Below are 19,600 nucleotides of genomic sequence, written 5' to 3'. Positions count from 1 at the left end.
GTGATAATTTGGAGTTGTGGACCTCGAGCAACTAGAGGCGGTGTCGTTGGCGGTGGCGGAGCATCGCAATGTCGATACCGTTCTGCGAATGATCGTCGATCGCCTGAGCCGCGACGCATCGTGTGCGCTGGCGCGGATCTGGCTGGTGGATGGAGAGGAACTCCGTCTGGTGGCAAGCGCCGGGGAATCGGATCGCCTGGGAGGCCGCTTTTCGCGGTTCGCCGTGGGGACGGGAAAGATCGGCAAGATTGCAGCCAGCCGTGAGGGCGTCTTGATCGAAGATGTTCGCAAGGATGGGGCCTGGATCGCGGACGGGGAATGGGTGCAGGAGAGGGGCGTGCGGAGCTTTGCCGGACAACCCTTGAAGTATCGGGGGGAAGTCTTGGGGGTCCTGGCGATTTTCAGCCGTAGACCGCTGGGAGCGGTGGAGGCCCGCTGGCTTGAGGTATTTGCCCGCCATGCGGCGATCGCGATTGCGAATGCACGAGCCTTTGAAGAGATCGATGGACTGCGGCGCCGTCTGGAGATGGAGAATGAGTATCTTCGCGAAGAAGTGAGCGAAGGCATGGGCGGCATTCTGGGGAATGGCGCGGCGATTGAGCGACTCCGGCGGCAGATCGACGTGGTGGCGCCGACGAGCGCCAATGTGCTGATTGTCGGCGAATCGGGAACCGGGAAAGAACTCGTGGCGCGCGCGGTACACGCGCAGAGTGCCAGGCGGGATTCGCCGCTGGTGAAGGTCAATTGCGCCTCAGTGCCGAATGAGCTGTTTGAGAGCGAATTCTTTGGTCATGTGCGGGGAGCCTTTACAGGTGCGTTGCGGGATAGGGTGGGGCGCTTCCAGTTGGCGGATGGCGGCACGCTGTTTCTCGATGAAGTCGGCGAGATTCCGGTGCAATTGCAGGCAAAGTTGCTCCGGGTTCTGCAAGAGGGGGAGTTCGAGCGGGTCGGTGAAGATAAGACACGCAAGGTGGACGTGCGGGTGATTGCGGCGACGAATCGCAACCTGAAGGAGGAGATCGCCAAGGGGCACTTCCGCCAGGATCTCTACTACCGGCTAAGCGTCTTCCCGATTGTGACGCCAACCCTGCGCGAGCATATTGAGGACATTGCCGGCCTGGCGCAACACTTCGTCGAACAGGCGGCGCGGAAGTTGAATGTAGCCGTACCGAAGTTGAGCGAAGCAAACCTCGCGGAGTTGCAGCAATACGATTGGCCGGGGAACGTACGGGAGTTGCAGCATGTGGTGGAGCGGGCCTTGATCCAGGGGCCTCGCGGAAAGCTGGTGTTTGACCTGTCTGCAAAGGAGCGGAAAGTGGCCAGCGGCGCGTTGACCCGTGATGAATTAAAGCGGTTGGAGCGGGTGGGCATTGAAGATGCCCTGCGACGCGCGAAGGGGAAAATCTATGGTCCCGGCGGAGCGGCCGAGTTGTTAGGGATGAAAGGCACAACGCTTGCATCCCGGATAGCAGCATTGGGCATTGAGAAAAGCGGACGCTGAAACAGATCGCAATTGTGCAGTTCCAATCCATATGAACAGAGAGGATCGAGCGCGGAGTTCAGAGTTTCAGGCAGCACTCGAAGAACTGCAACGCGATTACGAGATGGCTGTGGAACGAGCACGGGATCCGCGGTTGGTGAAAGATACCGAGTCACGCGGGGAACTGGAGAGGCTGGCCGAGAGGAAGCGCCTTGAAATCGAAGCCTATCTCAAGGGGCAACCTTGAATTGGGGCCGGTTGAGTACGCGTGCGCGAATCTGAGATACTGCTACGATTGAGCCAAACCATTCGCGGACAGTACGAGGTGCAGCAGGAAATCGGCTCCGGCGGCATGGGCAAGGTGTACCAGGCGAAGGACCTGAAGCTGGGACGGACCGTCGCGATCAAGGCCCTCCATGCCGCGGCGGGAGGCAACGAGGAGCGCCGCCGTCGCTTTCTTCTGGAGGCTCAATCGGCGTCTGCGCTGAATCACCCCAACATCATCACCATCTTCGACATCATCGAAGAAAACGGCGCGGACTACATGGTGATGGAGTATCTGCCTGGAAAAACACTCCTGGACTTGATTCCCCGCGGCGGAATGCGGTTTCCGCAAGTGATCCAGTTGGGAGTGCAGATTGCGGATGGTCTCGCCGCAGCGCATGCGGCGGGTATTGTGCACCGGGATCTGAAGCCGGGGAACATCATTGTTTCCGATCGCGGCTTTGTGAAGATTCTGGATTTTGGCTTGGCAAAGCTGGCAGAGAGCACGCCTTCCGACGATCCGGATGCGACCACGGATGCGCCGTTGACGGTGGAGGGTTCGATCCTAGGCACGCTCTCCTACATGTCACCGGAACAGGCGCAGGGAAAGAAGGTGGATGCGCGGTCCGACGTCTTCTCCTTTGGCGCGGTGCTGTATGAAATGACGACGGGGCAGCGTGCGTTTCCTGGGAAGAGCAGCGCGCTGATCCTGACAAGTGTGTTGCGCGATGAGCCAAAGAGCTTGGCGGAACTGGCGCCAGATGCTCCCCCGGACTTCGCTCATGCAATCTGGAAATGCTTGCGTAAGGAGCCTGACGAACGCTGGCAGACGATGGAAGAGTTGCATCGCGTCCTGCTGGCACTGAAGCAGGGAAGCGATTCGGGAGTATTGTATCGCCAGCGGCCTGTGGCGCCTTACGTACAGCCCGTTGTCCCCGCCGTGCCGGTCGCACCAGTTGTGGTGAAGAGTTCCGGCGCCTGGAAGGCCTTCAAGATCATTGCGGGACTGGGATTCCTTCTTCTCTTCTTCCTGATTGCCGGCGGACTCTGGATTGCACAAAAGGCAACGGATCAATTGAAGAATGTGCCGATCGAGATCAGCGAGAAGGGCGTGAAGGTTGGCAATCTGAAGGTAGATGCTCCAGAAGGCAAGAAGATCGGGAATGAAGAGATTCTCGAAATGGTCAAGGCCAAGGTGCCAGACACTCTCATTTTGAGCCAGATTCGCAGCTCCAAAGCGGAATTCGATCTGTCGAGCGACGCGGTGACTGACCTGGTGCAAGCTGGAGCCTCCGAGAAGGTGATCGACGCGATGCGCAACCCGAAGAAGGTTCCGCCGCAGCCGTCCGTAACGATTGGAGATTTGATCAAGTCTCAGAAATCCGAAGCGATTCCTGCAACCGTGGTGCCAGACGGCACGCCAATCTCACTCACTCTGGCCGAGGATGTCCCCGCAGATGCCCCCGTGGGCACGGAGTTGGAGTTTATGGTGGTGGCAGATGTTGAGGTCAAAAACTCGGTTGTGGTGGAAAAGGGCGCCCGCGCGACGGGTTCCATCATGGATAAGACAAAGAAGAAGCTGCTGGTGATGGGCGCCCGGACCCAGTATCAGCTGACGGAAGTGACGGCGGTGGGTGGTGAGACTTTGAAGCTGCGGCGGACGCTGCGCAGCTTTGACGGTCCGGTTTCGGATAAGCGGTTGGTGGCCACTCAGGGTGGGGTGTTTATTGGATATACCGACGGCGAACAGCGACTAACGGGTAGCCGCTAAAGCCTGGTTGAAGCTGCGCAGCATCGCCTTGACGTTCTTCGCTTCATCCATATCCGGATTCAGAATCAGCATCCGTTCAAAGTGCTTGCGAGCGGCAGACAAGGTCTCGAGACTTCCGGATGCCTGCGCCTGGGTGGCGAAGACCAAGCCTGTCAGATAGTGCGCATAAGGGTATTCCGAATCGTATTGGAGGCTCTTCTGACAGAACAACGCTGCGTCGTCGAGTTTCTTATCGCGATAGGCGCAATCGCAGAGACCGAAATAGGCCAGACTCCGCAGGTCCTGCCAAATATCTTTCTGTGCCGCACGGCGCCGCTTTCCGTGACCTACGAGAAAGCCCACGACGTAGTAGTTGAGATTGCCGGATAAGCCGGAATCAAAGTTACTGTACTTCAAGTAATCGACATACTCTTTGCGCGATTCCTTGTAGGATCCATTCATGCGCAAACTTTCGGCGAGCCAGAAGTGCGGCTCGGCGACGGTGGGTGAAATCGCGATCGCGGATTTTGCGCTCTCGATGGCATCGTCGTAGCGCTCCTTGATACGGAAGGCCTGCGCGCGCAGGTAGAGAGTCTGCACATCTTTCGGATTGCGCTTGAGAACAGTGTCGAACTGGCGGATGCTCCCATCAATGTCGCCGACGTCGAGGAGCATGCCGCCAAAACTGGAGCGCGCTTCTGAATAGTCCGGATCGATGCGGATGGCGAGTTCAAAGTATTGGCGGGCCTTTGTCTGATCAAAGAGCGCATTGTTTGCCCGGCCAAGATAGAGAGCCGCTTGGCTATAGGTGGGGTCCAGGGTAAGGGCTTGGGCCAGATGTTCCGCCGCCTTACGGTAGTTCTGCTCAAAGCCCTTGTTGTAAAACTCGAGTCCTTTGTCGAACTGCTCGACCGCTGCCTTCGGACGTTTGCGTGGGATCAGGATCTGGATCTTGACCGTCGTCTCTTGTCCTGGATAGACCATCTCTTCGCGCGGCCCATCAGGTTCGTAGCCCATCTTGATACCTTGGATCTGGTGTGCGCCAGGGCGGAGACCGGGAAGACGCAAGGGCGCTGTCTTGGTGGCGATTCCGGCACTTTTCCCATCGACAAAGACTTCTACCTCTTCGCGATTCGTCTCAAACACGAGAGTGCCGAATTTTGGAGCCGGTGGTGGGGCTGCTGTCGCATAAGAAGGGACATAGGCGATGAGCATTTCGGGATCGAAGCTGCCTCGATCAGAACGAGGCGTCTGCTTGCCCTTGGTGGCCTCGCGAACATTTTTACGCACATACTCCGTCATCTCCGAGGCAGTGACAATGCCATCGCGATCGTCATCGGCTTCGCCCTCCATGCCTTTGACCACGTAATAGGTGAAGACGCCATGACCGCCACCGAAATCCGCCGATTCAAAGCTGCGCTCCTGGTCGCGTGAGGCCGTGAGGCTGAACATGCTCTTGTCGAGATTCTGGATCATCGAATTGAGCGAGTCCGCACGGGTCTCAGTGTTGACAAAGCCGGAGTGGCAACTATCGGTCATCATGACCTTCCACTTTGCTTTGACCTTCTGGCCGACTGTTTTGGCTAAGCTTTCCATCGGGTAGCCGGTGCCGGCTACATCGTTGAGATTGAAGTCATAGGGGGCAAGATAGCCCTTGCCCTGGTGGATGAAACCGTGACCAGCAAAGTAGATGAAGACGCGGTCGTTCTCTTTGGCCACGCGTGGCAGCCACTCCTCAATCTCCTGCTTGAGATTGGCAAGCGTTGCGCGGGGGCCGAGGAGCTTCTTCACGTTCTCCGCGCGATAGTTGCCACCTTCGAGACTGATGAGGATGGAATAGAGAGAGTCGGCGTCGCGTTCCGAGTAGGCGAGGTGCAGATCTTTGGGGAGATTCTGATAGGCGCCAACGCCCATGATGATGGCGTAGCTGCGCGGGATGTCTACCTTGCGGGTGAGTAGTTGCGACTCCCCTTCCGGAAAGGGATCGGCCTCCACTTTGAGGTCGCGCGCTTTCTTAGAGGCGGAGGACTGCGCCGCGAGGAGTGCTGCAGCGAGGAAGAGAGCGTAGAGAATTCTCATTTGTGTGTCAGAGTCATTTCGGCAACCACACGGGGATCATCCTGGCGTTTGCTAGCGACATAGGAGGCGTGTTCAAAGCGAGGGCCGAGGCTGGAGGTCTTGACCTCGCCTTCCACTTTTTCAACCACAAGATCGCGCGCATAGAGCGTCTTCATGCGATCGACGAAGGGATCTCCGATGCTGATATTGGAAGCCAGGATGATGCCGGGAGCTTGCTGGCGTGGGGCGCCGGCCGGCGCGGGGGCGGCATTGCGGTCAGGTGAGACTTTGTAGATGAGGCCATCGAAGTCCGTCTCCGGCTTGCGGCTGAAGACGACAAAGACGCGCTCTTCACCGGGATTGTCATCGAACTTGAAGACAAAACCAGCGGGAATGGTATAGGCCTGATTCGGACCGACACGGTTGTCGCCACCAGAGATCTGCGGGGAGGGGAAGAGCGGACTCCACTTGCCGGAACTGCCACGGGCAAAGATGTAGAGGTATCCGAAGTCGTTTACTTCGACGCGGACATTAATGCGGTCTCCACTCTTGAACTGCTTCGTCGTGGGAACTTCTTTCTTGGTGCCATCGGGCGACAATTGCGCAATGCTCCAACGCATGGCGAGCCCGGAACCATTGGTCGAAGTGTCGGTAGCAAGGCGAACCGGTACATCGGGCTGGACATGCGTGGGGTTGCTGATCTTGGGTGCAGAGGATGCGATTTCTTTGACCGGCTCCTTCGGCTTCTTGGCTGGAGTTGCTTTTGGGGTGGCCGCGGGCGCGGCCGGTGCGGCGCCATAGAAGATCTCGCGGGCCGTGAGTCGCGGGCCGCCTTCAGCGGGAGTGTCTTGCGCCAGCAAAATGCTAGCGCTCAGTAGAATCGCGGTACCGAACATAGAGCTCATCCTAGTGTGTTTGATTTGTCTTCAGTATATTCTGATAGGACACCATGCATTCCCATCTCTTTCGCAGGTTCCTGGCCCAACTCCTGGTTCTTTTCTTGCTCCATACTTCGGCGTTTTCACAAGAAGTGAAGGCACCGGAAGGCACGCCAAAACTCAATATTCTCGTGATCAATGGCGATGGCGCGATTAACAACATTAAGAGCCGTACGGCACGGGAAACCATTGTGGAAGTCCGCGATGAAAACAACAAGCCCGTCGCTGGGGCTAGCGTCGTCTTTCTGTTGCCCGATTCCGGGCCCGGACTTGTCAGTTCCAATGGGACTCGCATGATTACCACCATGACCGACGCAAATGGACGAGCCGCCGCCCGGGGATTGAAGACGAACGGACAATCCGGACGCTACAACCTCCAGGTACGTGCGAACTACCAACAGTCTTTTGGGCAGATCGCCATTGCACAGTCAAATATAGTAGCGGCGGGAGCCGCCATTTCGGGTCTTACGGTCGCACTCATTGCTGTGGGAGCCGCAGCGGCTGCGGGTACGGCTTATGCGGTGACACGCGATAGCGGACCTGGCAGGGGCTCTGTGGGCGTAAATCCAGGTTCGCCATCGGCTGGGGCGCCTCGCTAAAGGAATCGCAATGAGAATCATTCAAAAGGTAGTTTTGGCGAGCCTGTTTGTTGTGGCGGCTGCATTTGGGCAGATTACGATCCAGCCCTATACATTCCCGGATGGGACGCAGAGCACTTCCTATGGCCCGGTTACGCTTGTAGCCACCGGAGCTATGAATTATGCCTGGTTCATCAGTGAAGGAGCGCTTCCGAGCGGCCTTGGCATCGATCCTTCTACGGGCGTTGTGAGTGGTTTTCTGGACTCCGGTGCGATGCCCGGAGTTTATCCCTTCACGGTGCGGGCCGTTGATTCCAGTTCCATTGCCTACGGTGAACGAAATTTTTCGATCCGCGTCGTTGCCCCTCCAACCCTCACCGCCACGCAAAGCAGCCTTCCGAATGCAGTGGCCAACACGCCATATTCGGTAACTCTGGCGAGTTATTTCACAGTGAATGGTGGCGTAGCGCCATACAAATTCCAGTATGAGTATTCCCCGGTGTCCGGGCTTAATTTAAATAGTGCTGGAACGATTCTCTCCGGAGCCGCTCACGTCGCGCCCAATACCTATGTTTTCAGTCTCTATGTCAGAGATGCGAATCATGCCATATCGAATGTGGCGAATATCAATCTCACGGTAACCTCGCTGCCGCTCCAGATTTCAACCTCCACTCTTCCCAACTGGACTGTGAATCAGCCATACTTCGGCGTCATCCAGTCGGCAAACGGGATTGGAGCCTACCGGTATTCCGCCACGGGGAGCTTGCCGCCAGGAGTTGTGAATATCCCAAAGGCGAATTGTCCGTTACTCCCCACCAATCCAGTTGCGGGACGTTACTTTCAGGCTCAAGCGAGTCTTTCGGGAGGAACAGGACCCTATAGATTTTGGATCACGAATGCAGACCCTCCCCTACAACTGACAATGAACTCGGCTGGGACCTTATCCGGCGCCGCGCCGAGTGCAGGTAGCTATCCTTATACGCTTTACGCAGAAGATGCGACAGGACTGCAGGTCTACCGGGATTGTGCGCTGACCATTGTGCCCCCATATTCGGGCTTCAGCATGAGTGCTGCGTGCCCACAGAGTTACGCGCAACTGGGTTCTCACTATGCCTCCGGACTGACTCTGCTTGATGCGCAGTACCCCTTCGGGATTCAATTGCTGAGCGGCAGTTTCCCTGCAGGACTCAGCCTGAACAGCGAAGGTCTGCTCTCCGGGACGCCGACCACGGCTGGTCTGAGTACCTTCACGATGCGAGGAACATCGGGTTCGGAGGTTGTGGATAAGACCTGCACGATTCGTGTTTTCAATGCGCCCTCCCCGGTGAATGCCGGTGCTATTTTCGGCACCCCGACAACAACGGGGACCTTCAACTTTACGGCCACGGTGGACGATGACTACGAAGAAACGGCAAGTCAGACCTACCAGGTGACGATCAATGCTGCGCCTGCTTTTGGAAGCATCGTGATGCCGCAAGGTGTGCAGGGTACGGCCTACTCCAGTAGTGCAGTGCCCTCTGCGCGGAGCGGCGGCACCCCAACCTTTAGCTGGTCCATCGCGACGGGTGGACTGCCGCCCGGCCTCAACTTAAATAGTGACGGAAGTATCGGTGGCACTCCTTCTGCGAGCGGCTCCTATACTGCCGGGATTCGGGTGACTGATCTCAGCGGCGCCACGGCAGTGGCTACGGTGCAGATTGTCATTCTCTCGTCAGGATCGTCGGGTCCAGTCACCATTACGACGACAGAGATTCCGAGCGGCGTAGTTGATATCGCCTATCCGGCATTTTCGTTCGCAGCAAGTGGCGGCACTGGCACCGGATATCATTTCGACGTCAGCGATGGTTCGCTGCCTGCAGGGCTTTCACTGTCATCTTCCGGTGTTCTGAGTGGAACGCCTCACGTGACTGGCAGTTTCAATGTTGCCATTCGGGCCGTCGACAGTGGAAATAATTCCGCGGTGCGCTCCTACACTGGCTTGATTACAAGCTTCACCTGCCCGGACAATTCTGCGATTGTGGGGCAGACTTATAGCTCCGCGGCGACGCTGGGGCAGTTTGGCGCGATTGTTTATTCCGTTGTCGGTGGCAGCCTGCCAACCGGGCTGACCTTGAATTCGTCGAACGGCTATGTGACTGGTACGCCGACTGTGGAAGGACTCTACACCTTTACTCTTCGTGCTGGTGATGTCTCTTCCCGCACGGTGAACCGGTCTTGCTCCATTACCACCCAGAGCCCGATCCAACTCACCAGTCCACGGACGACGGCACGGGTCGGCGTTCCCTATTATTCGGGTGTGTCGGCAGTTGGCGGCACCAGCGGTTACTCGTTCTCGATCGTGAGCGGCAACTTGCCGAATGGGCTGGCATTGAATTCGTCCACTGGGGGCATTCAGGGTACGCCAACGACGGCGGGAACCAGTAATTTCCGCGTCCGGGCTGTCGATAGCGCCAGCCGGACGGCGGAACGCGACTTCCTGATTGTGTCGCTAACGCGCACAACCACACCGTCGCTTCGTTGCCCGTTGCCTTACACAATCAGCAACACTCCATATCGATCTGCACTGAGCGTGAATCTGAGTGGGACCTTGACTTACGCTATTACTAGCGGGACCTTACCCCCGGGCTTCTCGCTGAACGCACAGACGGGTTTGATTAGCGGTACAACGAATATGGGGACCGACACTTCGAGCAGCTCAGAACGCACCTTCACGGCTACCGTGAGTGGTGGTCTGAATGGGCCAATCTCCACTTCCTGCACGATTTTCGGCGGAGCATCCGCGACCTTCCTTCTGAACGTCGCTTGCCCCGATCAGAACGATCTGGTTGCCGGAGAGGCCTATACTTCTCCAGCCATCGCCAGTGCGGGACGACGGCCTTATTCCTACTCGCTCTATCAGAGTTCTCCGCCTCCAGGCCTGAGCCTGAACCCGGAGACCGGCATGCTCTCTGGCACTCCTTTTGCGAGTGGAACTTATCCGTACCAGATCGCCGTCCAAGACTCCAGTAACATTTACTATGAAGTCTCGCCCCCGCCGACAACGGCATCTTGCGTTGCCAATATCTCAAATGCCACTCCGCTGAACTGGGTGACCACTTCTCTTCCCACTGGCAGCCCGAATAGCAGTTATTCCGCGCCGCTTGTGCTGAGTGGAGGCATCGCTCCCTATCATTACTACTTGAGCGGCAGTCTGCCTGCCGGGTTGAGCCTGAGCTCGAGCACCGGCGTGATTTCAGGAACGCCACAATCTCCGGGTACAACAACCTTCTCGGTGACTGCTTATGACTACATGGAGCAGTCTGCCACTCGCAGCTTTTCGATCACAATTGGAACGACAGACCCGTTGCACTTTGCCACGAGCTTTGTGGACGGTGGGACCGTCGGCTTGAGCTACTCGCAGTCGATCCAAGCTGCTGGGGGAACGCCTCCCTACCGGTTTGCAGTGAGCTCCGGCAGTGTTACGCCAGGTGTGAGCTTTTCTGCAGATGGCCGTCTGAGCGGTACGCCAACGACAGCCGGAACCTACACGTTTACAGTGGTGCTGAGCGATGCTGCTGGTGGGAGCGTGGATGCTCGCTTTTCCATGCCAGTATTCCAGGGGAGCTTCCGTCTAGGTTGCCCGAATGCCGCCGCGGAGTTCGGAGTTCCCTATCTTTCCGCCGCGAATGTGTTGGGCGGCAGAAGTCCTTATCTGTTCTCGCTCTCTTCCGGAAGCCTGCCGGCTGGACTGGCACTCGATCCGGCGAGCGGCTCGATCAGCGGGACGCCGACAGCACTCGGCGCTTCGGTATTCGTTTTCGCCGTCAGTGATGCGGGCAGCGCGAAGACGCAGACCCAGTGTTCGATCGGTGTGGCCAATGGCGATCTTCGAATCCTCACTGCCGGGCCGATCGCGGTGACGGCTGGCGAAAGCTACACCGGAAAGGTAGAAGCGGGCGGTGGAAAGAGTCCCTACTCCTGGACACTGCTCGTGGCTCCGAATGACTCTGGCTTCAAGCTCGCGAGCGATGGCAGCTATTCCGGTGTCGCCCTCACAAAGGGGAACTTCGCCCTCTCTCTCCAGGTGAAGGATGCGACGGGGGCAACCGCCAGCCGGACCATTCTGCTGGCTGCGGGAAATTCCACCCTATCGCTCTCCTGTCCCGCGACATTGACGCTGCCCTTGGGCGTGACGACACGCGGCAGCTTCCCAATCAGCGGTGGCCTGGCTCCTTATACTCTGGCTCTTGCCTCGGGAACGTTGCCGACCGCGTTTGCCTTCGATGCCACCTCCACCGGTGCGGCGAACTTCAGCGCGAAGCCAGAAGAGGCGGGTAAATTCACCGGCGAATTCGAAGCGACGGATCGCACGGGGACCTCGGTCAAGACCTCCTGTATCTTTGAGGTGACCGGACAACCCTTCCTCATCTCAACAACCTCGTTGGCAGACGGCGCAGTGGGCGGGGCCTATGCAAGTACAGTGGCCACCAGCGGCGCCGTTGGTTTTGTTCGCTTCGGCATCACGAGCGGCTCCCTGCCAGAGGGGCTGTCGATCGATGTACTTTCCGGCAGCATCGAGGGTACGCCCACCAAGAAGGGTAGCTTTGGCTTTACGGTCACGGCGACGGATGATCTGAAACGCAAGGCGCCCAAAGCGCTGAGCATCGAAATCAAAGACGGCAATCTGCCGCTGACGATTACGACAGGTTCGCCGCTCTCGGACGCGATCGTTGGCAAAGCCTACAGTGCTGGATTTGGAGTAGAAGGAGGGAAGGCTCCGTATAGCTGGAGCATCGAAGGCACTCCCGCCGGGCTGAATGCGAACGGAGACTCCGTGAGTGGCACTCCAACGCAAGCAGGCGATGTGAGCCTTTCGGTATCCGTTTCCGATGCGAAAGGCGCAAAGGCGCAGAAGTCATTCCTGCTGCATGTGAAGCCGGCTGGCTCGCTCGATATTACGACCGATGCGATTCCAGATGGCAAGGTGGATGAAGCCTATGCAGCCGGCCTGGCTGCCGAGGGTGGTTCTCAACCGTTGTTCTGGACCATTGTCCGTGGTTCGATTCCAAGCGGAGTGAGTTTCGATCCGGCGACGGGTTCCTTCTCCGGCACGCCCAGCGTTACCGGGCAGTTTGGAGTTACGGTGCAGGTGATGGATGTGACCGGCGCTACAGCGCGGAAGAGCTACAACTTAGAGGTTCGTCCGGACGGTGTGAAGAAGTTGCAGATCACAACGGAATCGTTGCCGAACGGGAGTGCTGGAGTGAGCTACAGCAGTTCCATTGGCGCAACGGGCGGCCGTGAGCCTTATCGTTGGAGCATCGACGGCGATTTGCCCACTGGGCTCAGCTTCTCTGCGAATGGCGGGATCAGCGGCACGCCTTCCGTAATCGGGACAAAGAGCTTTGTGGTGACGGTGACGGATAGCCTTGGCCTCCGTGCAACGAAGGTCCTCAGCCTCAAGGTGACGACGGATAGCACTCCGGGCGTTTCTGTTAATGGCTTGCCGGGCACTGGCGGTGTGAATCAGAATTTGCCGTTCACGATTCAAATCGCGAGCCCCTTCGGCGTGCCAGTGACAGGGGAATTGACGTTGAGCTTTGTTCCGGACGCCATCCATGGTGTTGACGATCCGGCGGTTCGTTTTGCGAACGGGACTCGCAAGATGAGCTTCACGATTGCAGCCGGGTCGACGCAAGTCACTCTTGCCGATGCAAACGCAAGCATTGCAACGGGTACGCTTGCCGGAACCATCCGTGTGGATAGCGTGCTGAACTTTGCGGGAGTCAGTTCTCCGGGCCCAAGCCGGACGATCGTGATTGCCCGCGCCGCTCCAGTGATTACTGCGGTTCGTGTCACTCGCTCGAGTGGCAGTCTTGAGATTCGCGTCGAAGGCTACTCGAATACGAGGCAACTGAGCGAAGCCCGGATTGCGTTTAGTGCTGCGGGTAGCGTGGATCTGACGACGGCAACGCAAGTAGTGGTGAATGTGCAGGCTGCGATCCAGGCTTGGTTTGCCAGTGCGGCAAGCCAGAGCTTTGGTGGTCAGTTTGCGTTGACTCTGCCCTTTACGGTTTCGGGCAACCCCGCCGATATCACGGGCGTGAGTGTGGTGATCACCAACGGGGAGGGCGCCTCAGCAGCAGTTGCGGCGAATTAGCATCGTATCCTGAACGGATAGATGCAACCAATCCTGATCCTTCTTTTGGGCTCCCTTGTCTTGGGAGCCCAAACTGCTTCTGAGTGGATGGCGGACTCACGTCTCGCCGCTACGCTTGCCTCCATTCAAACGAATAACGCCTGGACGATCGAACAGCAAACGTCGATCTGTGAAATTCCTGCTCCTCCTTTTGGTGAGGCCGCGCGCGGCAAAGAGTATGCACGTCGACTCGCAGCTCTTGGCATGGAGGAGGTTCGCATCGATTCAGAAGGCAACGTCATCAGCCGTCTGCCAGGATCGACTGCGTCGAAGCCGCTGATTGTATTCAGCGCGCACCTCGACACGGTCTTTCCAGAGGGCATGGATGTCCACGTCAAGCGGGAAGGGAAACGGCTGACGGGCCTTGGAATCGGAGATGACTGCCGGGGACTCGCCGTAGTGCTTGCCGTTGGGAAGGCTCTACGCGAGAACAAGCCGCAGTTCAAAGGCACAGTCCTCTTCGTCGCCACCGTTGGCGAAGAAGGGCAGGGCGATTTGCGCGGTGTCCGGCATCTGTTTACTAAGGAGCTGAAGGGCCAGGTGGATGCCTTCATCTCCGTCGATGGCACCGGCTTTCGCATCACCTCTCGCGGCGTTGGAAGCAATCGCTATCTGGTCAGCTACAAGGGGCGTGGCGGACATAGCTATGGCGCGTTCGGAATGCCGAACCCAGCTCATGCGATGGGCCGCGCGATCGCCAGGATCGCCGATATCGAAGTGCCACAGAATCCTCGCACCACCTTCAATATCGGGACGGTGAAGGGTGGAACGAGCGTGAACTCCATTCCCATTGAGGTGAGCATGGAGGTGGATATCCGAAGTGAATCTCCAAAGGAACTCGCCGCGCTCGATGAGCGCCTGCGCGCGGCCCTGCAGTTTGGCCTGGAGGCGGAGAAGAAGCGTTGGCCCAACAGTCAGGCGGCATTGGAGCTCGAGATCAAGAACATCGGCTCGCGTCCGGCGGCAAGCCCTGGTGATGATCTGCCCATCATCCAAGCAGCCTTCGGTGCGGCAAAGGCGCTGAAGATTCCCGCATTCGCGACTGGAAGCGGGAGTACGGACTCGAATCTTCCCATGAGTCTCGGCATTCCAGCGGTAACGATTGGAGGTGGCGGACGGAGCCCGAACGCGCACTCGATCGACGAATGGTTTGAGGAAGGAGACGACGCCTATCGCGCGCCCCAGATGGCGGCATTGCTGGTGGCGATGCTCGCCGGCAAATAGTGGTTCTTGTGTTTAACCATAGTTAACTGTATTCTGATAGTTCAAGTATGACTATCAGGTTAGCTCTAGTATTTCTATTTCAATCTTTCTTGATCTTTGCCCAGACAGGCGGCAGTCTTGTTGTCCAGGTTCAGGACAGTTCCGGTTCTGCCGTTCCCGGCGTGCAGGTCGAACTGAGTCTGGAGGCCGGAGGCTGGCAGCAAGAGCTCAAGACCGATGCAGGAGGGGGCGTACGTTTCCTGAACCTGCCCTGGCAACGGTTTCGATTAACGGCGAGCGGGGCACAGCTTGCCAGTGCCACGCGAACGATCGCGATTCGTTCGAACATTCCGGAAGAAGTGGTGCTGGTTTTGGGAGTCGCTCATAGCGGTGAGAGCTTAACTGTAGTTGAGCGGTCTGAGTCTACCAACATTGATCCAGAACAGACAGGCAGCCGTGCGCAGATGTCGCGTGAGACGATTGACCAATTGGCGCGGAGTGGGGGATCACGAGGGCTGGAACAAGTATTGGCCACCTTTCCGGGCTTTGCCCAGAACGCGAATGGCAGCATCCATCCGCGTGGGGCGCACAACCAGATGACCTTCGTTGTCGATGGGATGCCGATCAGCGATCAGCTTGGCGGCGCCTTCGCCAACGCAATTGACCCGTCGATTGTCGAGACAGTGGAACTCTACACCGGCAATATTCCGGCCGAGTATGGCAACAAAGTCAGCGCGGTCGCACAAGTGACAACGCGCTCGGGGCATGGCCTGGGCCGCAAGTTTACTGGAGTGTGGAATGCACAGGCGGGTCAGTTCGATTCGTTGAGCCAAGGGCTTTCGGTGGCGGGAGAAGCGGGGCGCTTTGCCTGGTCTGGAATGGGCATGACGGTCAAGACGCATCGCTATCTCGATAGCGTCTCTCTCGACAATCTTCATAACGGCGGAAACTCGGAACGCTTCTTCCAGCGATTGGATTATCAGGCGTCGAACCGCGATACGATCCGGCTTTTGTTTATGGGCGGAAGAGCTGGCTTCGAGAGTGCAAATCTTCGCTCACAACAAGCCAACCGGATGGACCAGCGGCAGGATCTGAGCGACTTGAGTGTCTCCGGAACCTGGCTGCATGTGATCGATGCCAGCAGCACCTTCGAGTCGAATCTCAGTCTACGTTCAACGCGTGCGCAGTTGCTGCCGAGTGCGGGGGATACACCAGTGACGGCATGGCAAAACCGGACGGCGAAGACAATCAATCTGAATGCGCGCTACTCGAAGATCTGGGGCCGGCACAACCTGCGTATCGGCGTCGACTCCCAGCACTATCCCTTGCATGAGCAGTTTCGCTTTGCCGTGACCGACCCGAACTTCGATCCGGAACTGGCCGACTACACGCTTCCACTTGGTGGCAAGACCTTCCACTTTAACGCGAAGGATCGTGGCGCCTTGCAGAGCGGATTCTTTCAGGATCAAGTGCGGATGGGACGCTTTACCGCAACGCTCGGACTGCGTTATGACTCCTATCGCTTTCTGACGCATGGCGCCCAATGGCAACCCCGGCTTGGGCTTGCGTATCATCTGCGGGAGACGGGGACGGTGTTCCGGATTGCTTACAATCGGCTGTACCAGACCCCACCGAATGAGAATCTGCTGCTCTCCAGTTCTGACGAAGCGGGAGCACTCGCGCCACCAGTGGTCCGGCAGACTTTTGGCGGAACAACGATTCGCATTCGCCCCGAGAAGCAGAACTTCTATGAAGCGGGCGTGCAGCAGAGCCTGGGTACTTGGATCAACTTTGCAGGCGCGGTCTATCACAAGGATGCAACGAACCAGCAAGATAACAACAACTTCTTCAACACAGGAATCATCTTCCCGATTGCATTGGCCAGTATCCGGGTGAATGGAGCAGAGGCAAGGATCGAGATGAAGTCCAGACGCGGCTTTACCGGGAATCTCAGTCTGACGCATGCGCGGGCGATCTCGACCCCGCCGTTTACGGGCGGCTTGTTTATTGGGAATGATGCGGTTGCTGCTTTGTCGCAAGGACCTTTCGTGATCGATCACGATCAGAAGCTCGGCGCGAGCGGGATGATTGCGTATCGCAGCCAGCGGGGATGGTTTGGCACCTTCAGCGGGCGGTATGATTCCGGACTGGTGGCCAATCCATCCGACCCGCGAGAGGTTGCAGCAGACCCTGATTATGCCGACCTGCTCCCTTACGTTGCACTTGACCAAAGGACTCCTCGCGTACGCCCCAGAACCATATACGATCTGCTAATCGGCTATCGGAAGACCGTGAAGGATCGAGCCCGTTGGGAGCTTGGCGCCCAGGTGAATAACCTGACGGATCAGACGGCGCTCTATAACTTTCAAAGCGCATTCGTCGGCACCCGGCTCGTACAGCCGCGCACGATTTCAATCCGTTATCGCATCTGGTTCTAAGTGGGAACCGTACGAAGGAGACGCCAATATTGCCAGCCGCTGACTGTGGAGATCGCAAATGCGAGCCAGAAGGCTGTTGGAGATTCAAACCCCATCCAATAGACTTCAAGGGTTCCGATGAGAGCGGACAGCGGAACGATCCAGAGGTGGGCCTTCTGCAGCAAGGCGATGCATAAGGCCACTGGCAAAGCTGCCGGGAATGCAACAGCAATGACATAGGGAAGGGAAGCAAGACTATTCCAGGTGGGGTAAACAAGAAAGACGCCGGCTTGTCCGGCGACCAAACCAAGTAGCAGTGAACGCGCGGCATAACTCAGCCGCAACAAATAAGAAGTGACGGACTTGGCCACGGCATCATTGGAGCACAAATAAAAAGTCCCCGCCACGGGGGCGGGGACAGGACAAACAAAGGGTTGAGAGGATCTTAAGCCTTGACGGGCTTGTCGGAAACCTTCCAGTTCTTCTCGTCGAAGTAGAGTACCTTACCCTGACGGAAGCTCTGAACAGCCATGGTGATGAGCACCTGGGCGCGAGCGCCCGTCTCCACATCCAGACGCGGCTTCTGGCGAGTGCGCATGCAGCTCAGGAAGTTGCCCACGTGGGTCTGCATCGTATTGTTCTCTTCAACTGCAATCTTGATCTCGTCCTTGCCCTCGAATTTCGCTTCGAGTTCGGGAACGATAAACTTGCCGTTTCTCTTCTCCGCCTTCAGCGTCAGGTAGGGAGAGAAGCCTTCGAAGCGGCCGTGCTCAACCATGGTCAGGGTAGCGCCGTGACCGCGGATGAGTCCGGGGATGTGCTGCGAGTTCGCCATCGAGGCGCTCAACACGAGCGAATGGCCCTTCGGGTATTCACCGATGACACTGAAGGTATCCGGCACTTCGCGATCGGGCTTCGAGGGATCTTCAGGCAGCTTGTCAAAGGCATAGATGCCGCCACCGGAAACGACCTTGCTCGGGAACTGCGGTTCGCCCCAGCAGATGTTCATCGGCGCAACCACGTGGTAATAGAGGTCGGTGGCAATGCCGCCGGAGTAGTCCCAATACTTGCGGAAACGGAAGAAGCGGTCCTGGCCCATGTCCTTCGCCCAGTCGCGCTTGGGAGCCGGACCATTCCACATCTTCCAATCGATGTAGTTCTCGCCCTTGCCGTCCGGACCGGCTTCGTGGTCGATCGGGTAGTTCCATTCGCCTTCGATCGAATTGCGATGGTAGCTGCCCTGCGACATGATCAACTTGCCGAGCATGCCGTCGCTAATCACCTTGCGCGCCTGGGCCCACTGGTCACCGGAGGTGGTTTGTGAACCCACCTGCAGAATGCGCTTGGTCTCTTTCACGGTCTCCGTCAGACGCCGTGCCTCATCAATGGTGTGGCACATCGGCTTTTCGAGATAAACGTCCTTGCCCTTATCCATCGCTTCAAGAGCAATCGTGGCGTGCCAATGATCCGGGGTGGCGACGATGACGGCGTCGATATCGCTGCGGTTCAGGAGTTCGCGATAATCGAGCGTGCCATCGCACTTGTACTGTTCTTTGGCGCGGTTGACGCGCTTCTGATAGACGTCACAAACGGCAACGATCTGGGCATTGGCCCCATTCTTGCCGGCTTTGTCGAATTCACGGGCCACATAGAAGCCACGGCCACCTGAGCCAATGACACCTACATTGATCCGATCGTTGGCACCAATGACACGGCCAGCGGCGGGTTTAGCAGCAGAAAGCGCTTTGGCGGCACTCAAGGCGCCTGCGCTCATTAGAAAGTAGCGACGGTTAACAGAATCTAGGGACATACGTGGAGAGGATCCTCGCATCCAGTCTATCGGGAGTCCCTCTTCAGGTCAAAGGAAAGCTGACGCGCTAGGAAACACTCTGCAAGTTCGGGGAGTCCGCGGCATTCACCCTTGAAAAGGCGTTGTACCAACAGTAGGAACAGGCGTAATTGGAGAGGTAGATCGCGAAGTAAGCCCCGGTGTACATGAGGACACGCTTCTCCGCCAGGATGATCATCCCGTCGCCAATCACCTGTCCAGTCATCATGAGTCCGATGCCAGTACTGAGCAGCATCAGACGGCGCTGGACTTTGCGCTTGCGCAGGAGGAGAGTCCACCAATAGAGGTTCAGGAGTACCATCCAGAAGCTCACCACTTGGCGGATTCTCGTAAAATCGTCACCAAAGTAAAGATAGGCCAATCCCGCAATCAGGCCGGAGACCGCCCCCATGCCGATGGTGACCGAGGCCGGTTCCCCTAAACTGAGAAGAGTTTGCCGGATGAGTTGGAGCATAAGCGCCAACAGCAGGATGTGCATACAGAGATCGGCAAGCTCATAACCCCGGGTGAAGCCGACGGTCATCGGAATCAGGTTCGGACGGAGATTCAGGATGTAGGTGAATACAGTGAGGGGGAAAAGAAAGAGGGAGAAGAGGATGGCGAGCGGGAAGTCGCGGTTACGGGCTTCTAAAAAACGAGAAAGTACCGCTGCTTGCAAGAGCAATGCGATGAGTGGGCCATAGACAATTACAACATCATAAAGGTTTCGAGCCACCGTTCCCTCCATCTTAAGCGTATTCGCCAGAAAGAGTTACGATGGCTCGGAAAATTTTGTTCAGTTAATGGCTAGCGCGAACTACTTGACGTCGTCCGGCAGCGGGGGGGTAACCGGAATGATCTTCACATCGTCAGGAAGCGGCGGGGTTACGGGGATGATAAACATTT

The 19,600-nt window shown here is 57.5% G+C and carries 11 protein-coding genes; 6 read left to right on the top strand and 5 right to left on the bottom strand.

Annotated elements, in window-relative coordinates:
* The first annotated feature begins 16 nt into the window (after positions 1-16).
* Both M017_RS0124275 and M017_RS28295 read left to right on the top strand, forming a co-directional pair.
* A complete protein-coding gene (locus tag M017_RS0124275; protein WP_031500836.1) occupies positions 17-1,501 on the top strand; it encodes a sigma-54-dependent Fis family transcriptional regulator in 1,485 nt (494 codons plus the stop codon).
* A gap of 274 nt (positions 1,502-1,775) precedes the next feature.
* Entirely contained in the window at positions 1,776-3,515 is a 1,740-nt protein-coding gene (locus M017_RS28295; protein ID WP_051670819.1) for a serine/threonine-protein kinase, read from the top strand.
* Here the strand turns inward: M017_RS28295 and M017_RS0124260 are convergent.
* Together M017_RS0124260 and M017_RS0124255 are read right to left on the bottom strand one after the other, a co-directional pair.
* A complete protein-coding gene (locus tag M017_RS0124260) occupies positions 3,498-5,573 on the bottom strand; it encodes a tetratricopeptide repeat protein (RefSeq protein ID WP_031500833.1) in 2,076 nt (691 codons plus the stop codon). The two genes, M017_RS28295 and M017_RS0124260, sit on opposite strands and share 18 nt — an antisense overlap.
* Positions 5,570-6,448: a DUF4384 domain-containing protein gene (locus M017_RS0124255; RefSeq protein ID WP_031500832.1), complete on the bottom strand. Its 879-nt coding sequence runs from the start codon at positions 6,446-6,448 to the stop codon at positions 5,570-5,572. Before M017_RS0124255 ends, M017_RS0124260 begins: the two co-directional genes overlap by 4 nt.
* Positions 6,449-6,501: 53 nt before the next feature.
* On the opposite strand from M017_RS0124255, the gene M017_RS0124250 reads away from it, so the two are divergent.
* From M017_RS0124250 to M017_RS0124235, 4 genes are all read left to right on the top strand, one after another.
* Entirely contained in the window at positions 6,502-7,089 is a 588-nt protein-coding gene (locus tag M017_RS0124250) for a carboxypeptidase-like regulatory domain-containing protein (protein ID WP_031500831.1), read from the top strand.
* 10 nt (positions 7,090-7,099) lie between these two features.
* Positions 7,100-13,207 carry an Ig domain-containing protein gene (locus M017_RS0124245; protein WP_031500830.1) on the top strand — a complete coding sequence of 2,036 codons (6,108 nt, stop codon included), beginning with the start codon at positions 7,100-7,102 and terminating at the stop codon, positions 13,205-13,207.
* Positions 13,208-13,294: 87 nt separating this feature from the next.
* Positions 13,295-14,470 (top strand): M20/M25/M40 family metallo-hydrolase, encoded by a 1,176-nt coding sequence (locus M017_RS0124240; RefSeq protein ID WP_162180037.1) that lies wholly within the window; start codon positions 13,295-13,297, stop codon positions 14,468-14,470.
* 89 nt (positions 14,471-14,559) lie between these two features.
* The gene (locus M017_RS0124235; protein ID WP_031500827.1) at positions 14,560-16,887 is read left to right on the top strand and encodes a TonB-dependent receptor; all 2,328 of its coding nucleotides are present in this window, start codon (positions 14,560-14,562) and stop codon (positions 16,885-16,887) included.
* Here M017_RS0124235 and M017_RS0124230 read toward each other — a convergent pair.
* The 3 genes from M017_RS0124230 to M017_RS0124220 all read right to left on the bottom strand — a co-directional run bounded on the left by M017_RS0124230 (position 16,884) and on the right by M017_RS0124220 (position 19,430).
* Positions 16,884-17,237 (bottom strand): hypothetical protein, encoded by a 354-nt coding sequence (locus M017_RS0124230; protein ID WP_155121606.1) that lies wholly within the window; start codon positions 17,235-17,237, stop codon positions 16,884-16,886. The genes M017_RS0124235 and M017_RS0124230 overlap by 4 nt on opposite strands.
* 74 nt (positions 17,238-17,311) lie before the next feature.
* Positions 17,312-18,676: a Gfo/Idh/MocA family protein gene (locus M017_RS0124225; RefSeq protein ID WP_031500825.1), complete on the bottom strand. Its 1,365-nt coding sequence runs from the start codon at positions 18,674-18,676 to the stop codon at positions 17,312-17,314.
* Positions 18,677-18,743: 67 nt separating this feature from the next.
* Positions 18,744-19,430, bottom strand: a complete 687-nt coding sequence (locus M017_RS0124220; RefSeq protein WP_155121605.1) for a hypothetical protein — start codon at positions 19,428-19,430, stop codon at positions 18,744-18,746.
* Positions 19,431-19,600: the final 170 nt, after the last annotated feature.

The sequence above is a fragment of the Bryobacter aggregatus MPL3 genome (assembly GCF_000702445.1).
In the GTDB taxonomy this organism is placed as follows: Bacteria; Acidobacteriota; Terriglobia; order Bryobacterales; family Bryobacteraceae; genus Bryobacter; species Bryobacter aggregatus.
This window is presented reverse-complemented; position numbering and strand designations above follow the sequence as displayed.

Coding starts and splice junctions, on each gene's coding strand:
- M017_RS0124255 (WP_031500832.1), bottom strand. CDS start 6,448: ATGTTCGGTACCGCGATTCTACTGAGCGCTAGCATTTTGCTGGCGCAA.
- M017_RS0124250 (WP_031500831.1), top strand. CDS start 6,502: ATGCATTCCCATCTCTTTCGCAGGTTCCTGGCCCAACTCCTGGTTCTT.
- M017_RS0124260 (WP_031500833.1), bottom strand. CDS start 5,573: ATGAGAATTCTCTACGCTCTCTTCCTCGCTGCAGCACTCCTCGCGGCG.
- M017_RS0124240 (WP_162180037.1), top strand. CDS start 13,295: ATGGCGGACTCACGTCTCGCCGCTACGCTTGCCTCCATTCAAACGAAT.
- M017_RS0124245 (WP_031500830.1), top strand. CDS start 7,100: ATGAGAATCATTCAAAAGGTAGTTTTGGCGAGCCTGTTTGTTGTGGCG.
- M017_RS0124225 (WP_031500825.1), bottom strand. CDS start 18,676: ATGTCCCTAGATTCTGTTAACCGTCGCTACTTTCTAATGAGCGCAGGC.